Origin of the sequence: Muriicola sp., from assembly GCF_041567615.1 — a bacterium.
Taxonomy (GTDB): Bacteria; Bacteroidota; Bacteroidia; order Flavobacteriales; family Flavobacteriaceae; genus Muriicola.
The window spans coordinates 1-6790 of record NZ_JBFGBM010000150.1; the positions used below are offsets into that span (position 1 = coordinate 1).

The window sequence follows — 6790 nt, forward strand, 5'->3', positions numbered from 1 at the left end:
ATTGCGGATGCAAAAATACAATTATTTTTTACTACCACAACACCCACCGATTATTTTTTGAAGGCCCCTTAATAGGCCTTGGCGAATATCACCCTCTGGGCCGAAGGCTTTCCGGTAACCATACATTTCCCTTCTTCCTTTCCATCATCGAGGGGGATACAGCGTATGGTGGCCTTGGTCTCCTCTTTGATCAATTCCTCAGTCTCGGCCGTTCCGTCCCAATGAGCCAGGAAAAAGCCGCCTTTGGATTCGAGCAGGGTCTTGAATTCTTCGTAGGAATCCACCCTGGTAATGTGGTCATCCCTGTAAGCCAGAGCCCTGTTAAAGATATTCTCCTGTATCTTATTCAGCAGTTCCTGTATGTGAGTGATCACTTCAGAGGCTTTTACGGTCTCTTTTTCAAGGGTGTCTCTCCGGGCTACCTCAAACGTGCCATTCTGCAGGTCGCGCTGCCCGATGGCGAGCCTCACCGGCACCCCTTTCAATTCGTATTCATTGAACTTGAAGCCGGGCTTGTGCGTATCCCTGTCATCGTATTTTACGGAGATTCCTCGGGACCTCAATTCCTTGACAAGAGGCATCACCTTCTCAGAAATGGCCTCCAGTTGGTCCATTCCCTTATAGATAGGAACGATCACCACCTGAATGGGGGCGAGTTTCGGGGGCAGCACCAAACCATTGTCATCACTGTGCGTCATGATCAGCGCGCCCATCAGTCGAGTTGAAACCCCCCATGAGGTGGCCCAAACATAGTCCTGCTGTCCTTCCTTGTTGGCAAATTTCACGTCGAACGCCTTGGCAAAATTCTGACCCAGAAAGTGAGAAGTCCCCGCCTGCAGCGCTTTTCCGTCCTGCATCAGAGCCTCGATACAATAGGTTTCAACGGCACCGGCAAAACGTTCCCCTTCAGTCTTGGTCCCTTTGATCACGGGAACCGCCATATGGTTCTCGGCGAAGTCGGCGTAAATCCCGAGGATCTTCTCGGCCTCCTCAATGGCCTCCTGTTCGGTGGCATGGGCCGTATGCCCTTCCTGCCAAAGAAATTCAGCAGTCCTTAAAAAGAGTCGGGTCCGCATCTCCCATCGCACCACATTGGCCCACTGGTTGATCAGCAGGGGGAGGTCGCGGTACGACTGTATCCAGCGCCTGTAGGTATCCCAGATGATGGTTTCTGAGGTAGGCCTTACGATCAGTTCCTCCTCGAGTTTGGCCTCGGGGTCTACCACGATCCCGCTGCCATCTTCGGCATTCTTAAGCCTGTAATGGGTAACCACGGCGCATTCCTTGGCAAAGCCTTCCACGTGGCTCGCCTCTTTACTGAGGTAGGATTTTGGGATAAAAATGGGAAAATAGGCATTCTCATGCCCGGTCTCCTTGAACATCTTGTCCAACCCGGCCTGCATTTTTTCCCAGATAGCATATCCGTAGGGCTTGATGACCATACAACCCCTCACGCCCGAATTCTCAGCGAGATCAGCCTTGATCACGAGCTCATTATACCATTTGGAATAATCTTCCTTTCGCGTCGTTAAATTTTTACCCATTTGGTGTACTTTGGCACAAAACTTGCAACTTATTTGCAAGAATAGTTGGGCAAAACTAACTATTTTTAATATGTTCAACAATATAAATTTACACCCATGATAGTTTCCTTACCCCACCCAAAAAACCTGAAAATAGCCGTCCTGGGCCTACTGGGCATCGGGCTGGTTTCCTGTGGTTCCTATCAGCAGGCATCGTACTACGACAATGACGGAATTTACGGTTCAGGAGTAGAGCAGCGCACCGTGTATAATACTCCGAGAACAGTTGAAAGACCAGCCAGACAGGAGGACGACGGTATTTACGGTGACTACTTCGGCAGAAGGGCAGAGGAAATAGATCAATATATGGACGGCGAGATCTTCACCGATGTGGATTCCTACTACAGCGGGGTTGAGGAAGACAGCCTTGCCATCATGCGAGACTCAGACTATTTTAATTCGGACGAAACCTATGCCGGCAATCCCGGTTGGGGAGATAACCCTACCAATGTGGTCATCAACATCAATGACAATTGGGGATGGAACCCCATCTGGGCCGATCCTTTCTGGGGATACAGTGGCTGGTACTGGGGTGGCCTATACAGTCCATGGAGATGGAATAACTGGGGCTGGGGCTGGAACAACTGGGGCTGGAACCGATGGAATTGGGGCTGGGGCTGGAACCGCTGGAACTGGGGCTGGGGCTGGAACGGCTGGGGTGGTGCCTGGGCCTGGAACGGCTGGGGCTGGAACAACTGGGGCTGGGGCGGCTATTACGGAAATCCCTACAACAACCGCTTTGGATTCAACAGGACCCGCAGAGGTTTCTACAACAATAATACACTGGCTGCCAATTCCTTCAGAGGCAGGTCTAACCTGAATACGCCTCGTGGAAACACCCGATTGAGGGACAGCGGCAGGTCTAACCTGAGTTCGAGGAACGGCCTGAGAAGTTCTTCTTCCTACAGGGGTGGGACCACGGCAAGGCGATCGGTCAGCGCGGACGCCATCAGCAGGAACAGAAGTTACCGCACCAGCAGGAGCTCGCGTGTATCTCCCAATTACAACAGGAGCTCTGCCCAGGGCAGGAATAACGGATATTCTTCCTCAAGAAACAATATATACAGAAGGAGCAGCGGTACTACAGCAAGGCCGTCTTCACCCAGAGGTTACCGTTCATCGGGAACTTCAAGGTCATCCGAATACTCGAGACCCTCTTCAGGGGTCAGGAGTTCACGCAGCAGTGGGGCTTACAGGAGTTCGCGAAGTTCAGGCAGCTACAGGAGTTCCGGAAGCAGAAGCTCTGGCAGCTACAGAAGTTCCGGAAACAGCAGTAGAAGCTCCGGCAGTTTCAGGAGTTCCGGCGGCAGCAGCCGAAGCTCGGGAAGCATGAGAAGCTCCGGCGGAGGCCGATCTTCCAGCGGCATGAGAAGCGGCGGAGGCAGGTCTTCCGGAGGCAGATCCTCAGGCCGAGGTGGCAGGATGTAAGAATCCCTTTTATTTTCACTCTTTTAAAAACAGGTACAATGAAAAGATTTCTAACGTTCATAATGGGTATGTCATGCCTGGCCTTAACGGCCCAGAACATAGATGACGTTTTGAGATACAGCACAGAGAACCTTCAGGGCACTGCCCGTTTCCAGGGAATGGCCGGTGCTTTCGGGGCTCTGGGAGGAGATATGTCTTCCCTGAATATCAATCCCGCCGGTTCTGCTGTTTTTGCTAACAGCCTCTTTACAATCACCGGGGCCAATTACCATCAGAACAACGAATCCACCTATTTTGGTTCCCTCGGCTCGGAGGTCCGAAACTCTGTGGATATCAGTCAGCTCGGAGGCGTTTTCGTCTTTAAGAGCCGTAACCCCAATACACCATGGCAAAAAATCTCCCTTGCCCTGAACTACGATATGGCGAGGAATTTTGACAACGAGGTCTTCGTAAACGGGAGCGGGAATCAGGGGATCGATAATTATTTCCTGAATTTTGCGCAGGGTGTTCCCTTCGGGTCCCTCCTCATACAGGACGGGGAGTTTATCGAGGAGGCGTATCTCGATATCGGAGCTAACCTCGGTTTCCGGGAGCAGCAGGCCTTCCTGGGGTATTACGGAGGTGTGATCGATCCCGTGGATGATACCGACAACAATAATACAGCCTATGTCTCCAACGCTGTTTACAACAACGTAGACCAGCAATACTTCAGGCGCACCAATGGATACAACAGCAAACTCACCCTGAACTTTGCAGGACAGTATCAGCAGAATCTCTTTCTGGGAGCTTCCCTGAACTTCCACGATGTGCTCTTCGACCAGTATACGGAATTCACCGAGACGGGCTACGATGCCAGTTCCCCTATCTCCTTCGTGAACTTTGACAACTACCTGCGTACAGAGGGATCCGGATTTTCCTTTAGCCTTGGGGCCATTGCCGTGATGAACGAAAACCTACGTATAGGAGGTAGTTACCAGTCGCCTACCTGGTACAGACTCCTGGACGACACCTCCCAGAGGATCAATTCGGATCTTGCAGACTCGGAGATCGGCTTTATCGATTTCAATGTGGTGAACCTCTTTGACGAATACCGCATCAAGACCCCGGCCAAGCTTACAGGAAGCCTTGCGATCGTCTTCGGACCTCAGGGCCTGATCAGTTTCGATTACGGGTATCAGGATATGGCTGAGGCCGAATTGCGTCCTATATTCGACCCCGTTTTCAGTGATGAAAATACATTCATCGCTTCCCAGCTCGGGCCTGTGAACACCTACCGTATCGGAGGGGAATACAGGATCGAGAACCTGAGCCTGCGCGGGGGTTACCGGTTTGAGAGCAGCCCCTATGAGGATGGCGTGACCGTAGGCGATTTGGAGGCATTTTCTTTCGGGCTCGGATTCAACTTCGGCGGCAGCAGGCTCGACCTGGCCTTCAGCCGAGCCGAACAGAGCCGTCAGAACACCCTCTTTGTCACGGGATTCCCTTCCCCCGCCAATGTGACCAATATCAACACCAACGTCCTGGTAGGATATACACTGAACCTGTAAAAGGGGAGTGTTTTAAAAAGATAAAGCCGGCAATTGCCGGCTTTTTTTTATCGCACCAAAGAGAAATGGGCCCTTACTGAACTGGCGACGATGATGCCCTCTTCATCCCGGGAATAATCCAGCCTGAACCAGTAATCCGAGGAAGGCATGGGCCTCCCGTTAAAAGTGCCATCCCACCCTATGGTGGTCTCATCTAATTGCTTGAGCAGTTTCCCATACCGGTCGAAGATAAACACCACCGGGTCTGTAAGCGTCTCGATCCCGAGGATGTTCCAGGCGTCGTGTATGCCATCTCCGTTTGGGGTGAAGAACTTGGGATACCCCACCACCAGGAAAGGGATGGGATCCGTAAAGCCGCAGCCATTCTTGTCATTGATGATCACGGTATTCTCACCCGGGGGTACGTCGTAAAAGATGGCAGAATCCTGGAATTCTCCTCCGTTGATGGCGTATTCGTAGCTTCCGTCACCATCCACCACGATCTCTATAGTGTTGCTGTCTGAGAGATCGTCCAGAATGATCACTTCCTGGAGGACAGGGGTCCCGTAAAAGGTGATCAAAATATCGTCTGTGATGGTCGTGGCAAGGTTGGTAATAATTTCCACAAAATAGCGCCCGGAATTAGGGCTGGTGACGGTGTATTCCGTTTCTGCAGGGCCGGAGGCGAGTACCTGGTCAATCACCCCGTCATCCTCGTAGTCTACGCTCCAGGTGACATTAGCAATATCGGGACCCGCAGGGGAATTCAGGGCAGAAAGCACGATATCGGGGTCTCCTTCACAGGCCACGATATCAAGACCCAGGAATTCGTCCCTGAGGGTACAGTCGAGGGCGGTGTTCTGGTCCTGGTCTACAGAATATCCTGTAAAGGTCAGGGTGTACGGTTCGGGGTCCCCGTCGAAATTTGTGTTGAAATTATTGATCAGCAGGTAGTAGATCTCCCCTTCTTCTACAATAAGCCACTCGTCATAGGTATTCTGGCTCCCTGTAAGGGGCGGGGCACCCTCCTGTCCATTTTCGGGATTGACCCCAACACCCGTGAAATTCGTGTCATTCACCTCGTAATTGCAGCGGATGGGTTGGGCCGTACCGTTGCTGATGCTGGCACAGTCCACATCCGGACCGTAGAGCGCAAAATCCCATTCTGCTGTTACCGTTCCACTGGTGCCCGGCAACGCTTCTATGTCAAATCCGATCTGGCCCCGGGTACCGGCCCGGAAGACGTACCAGGAGGTATTGTTCTCAATATTGGCCGAACTGACGCTCCCTTTCTCCAGGCAACCACTTTGCCTGATCACGTCGGGGTCGAAATCATCGATGTCCCCTCCCCCATCGGCAAAAGAATTGATCGGCGCATCAGCACACACGGGGATCGCACTGCGGCAATCAGGGGAATTCTGGGCGAACAAGCCGACGGACCAAAAACAAAGCAGGAATATGCCGCAAACTAACGTACGCATAGGTTACAGGGCTAAGGAACAAAGTTCGAACAGTAAGTATAACTGGATGGGGATGGATTTAGTATACGTTCAACCCTCTTTTTGGCGGTAAATCGATGAACGGTTTACCCTGGAAAAAATGCGGGGTCAACGCCTCAGGGAAAAGTGATTATTTACGTATTTGGCTTCCACCCGCTGCTCGTTCTCATCGAGGAAGGAGACCTTGAACCAGTAGTCTGAAGAGGGTACGGGAATCCCGTTGTAGGTCCCGTCCCATCCCAGGTAATCCTCCTCCATCACAAACAACAACTTCCCATACCTGTCAAAGATCTGTACCACAGGATCCCTGAGGTTCTCAATACCCACGATATGCCAGTAGTCGTTCGCCCCATCCCCGTTAGGGGTAAAAAAAGTGGAAAAGCCCACGACGATAATCGTTTCGGTTACCGCTCCGCAACCGTTCAGGTCGTTGATGGTCACCGTATGCATCCCGGGACTCACCTCCCGGAACACAGGGGAAGCCTGGAAAGGTCCTTCGTCAAGCCTGTATTCAAAATCGCCTTCTACCCCATTGACGATCTCAACAGTGTTAGCCGTCTGCAGATCATCTATCAGTACCTCGGAGATCACCGGAGGATCGGAAACGGTTACCGTCACGGTCCTGCTGGCCGGTGCGGACGGCGGCTACCTCCGGCAGCCCGACTTCGGCGTCGGCGAACATCCGGTGTTCCTGATCGCGGAGGATCTCGACGCGGACGACCGACCGGACCTGGCGGTGGTCGATGCCGGAGGG

General features: G+C 52.4%; 6 protein-coding genes. 2 read left to right on the forward strand and 4 right to left on the reverse strand.

What is annotated here, in order from left to right; translation table 11 throughout:
• Positions 1 to 68: 68 nt before the first annotated feature.
• Entirely contained in the window at positions 69 to 1544 is a 1476-nt protein-coding gene (gene proS, locus ABYP73_RS10235) for a proline--tRNA ligase (RefSeq protein ID WP_372945988.1), read from the reverse strand.
• A 96-nt stretch (positions 1545 to 1640) separates the two neighbouring features.
• Between proS and ABYP73_RS10240 the strand changes: the two genes are divergently transcribed.
• Positions 1641 to 3011: a hypothetical protein gene (locus ABYP73_RS10240; RefSeq protein ID WP_372945987.1), complete on the forward strand. Its 1371-nt coding sequence runs from the start codon at positions 1641 to 1643 to the stop codon at positions 3009 to 3011.
• 38 nt (positions 3012 to 3049) lie between these two features.
• A complete protein-coding gene (locus tag ABYP73_RS10245) occupies positions 3050 to 4558 on the forward strand; it encodes an OmpP1/FadL family transporter (RefSeq protein WP_372974251.1) in 1509 nt (502 codons plus the stop codon).
• Between the two features lie 47 nt (positions 4559 to 4605).
• Here the strand turns inward: ABYP73_RS10245 and ABYP73_RS10250 are convergent, their stop codons facing one another.
• The 3 genes from ABYP73_RS10250 to ABYP73_RS10260 form a co-directional block, all read right to left on the reverse strand.
• Positions 4606 to 6018 carry a T9SS type B sorting domain-containing protein gene (locus ABYP73_RS10250; protein WP_372974252.1) on the reverse strand — a complete coding sequence of 471 codons (1413 nt, stop codon included), beginning with the start codon at positions 6016 to 6018 and terminating at the stop codon, positions 4606 to 4608.
• Between the two features lie 126 nt (positions 6019 to 6144).
• On the reverse strand, positions 6145 to 6654 hold the full coding sequence (locus tag ABYP73_RS10255) for a T9SS type B sorting domain-containing protein (protein WP_372974253.1): 510 nt from the start codon (positions 6652 to 6654) through the stop codon (positions 6145 to 6147).
• On the reverse strand, positions 6602 to 6790 hold a 189-nt coding region (locus tag ABYP73_RS10260), incomplete at its 5' end, for a hypothetical protein (protein WP_372974254.1). The genes ABYP73_RS10260 and ABYP73_RS10255, both read right to left, overlap by 53 nt.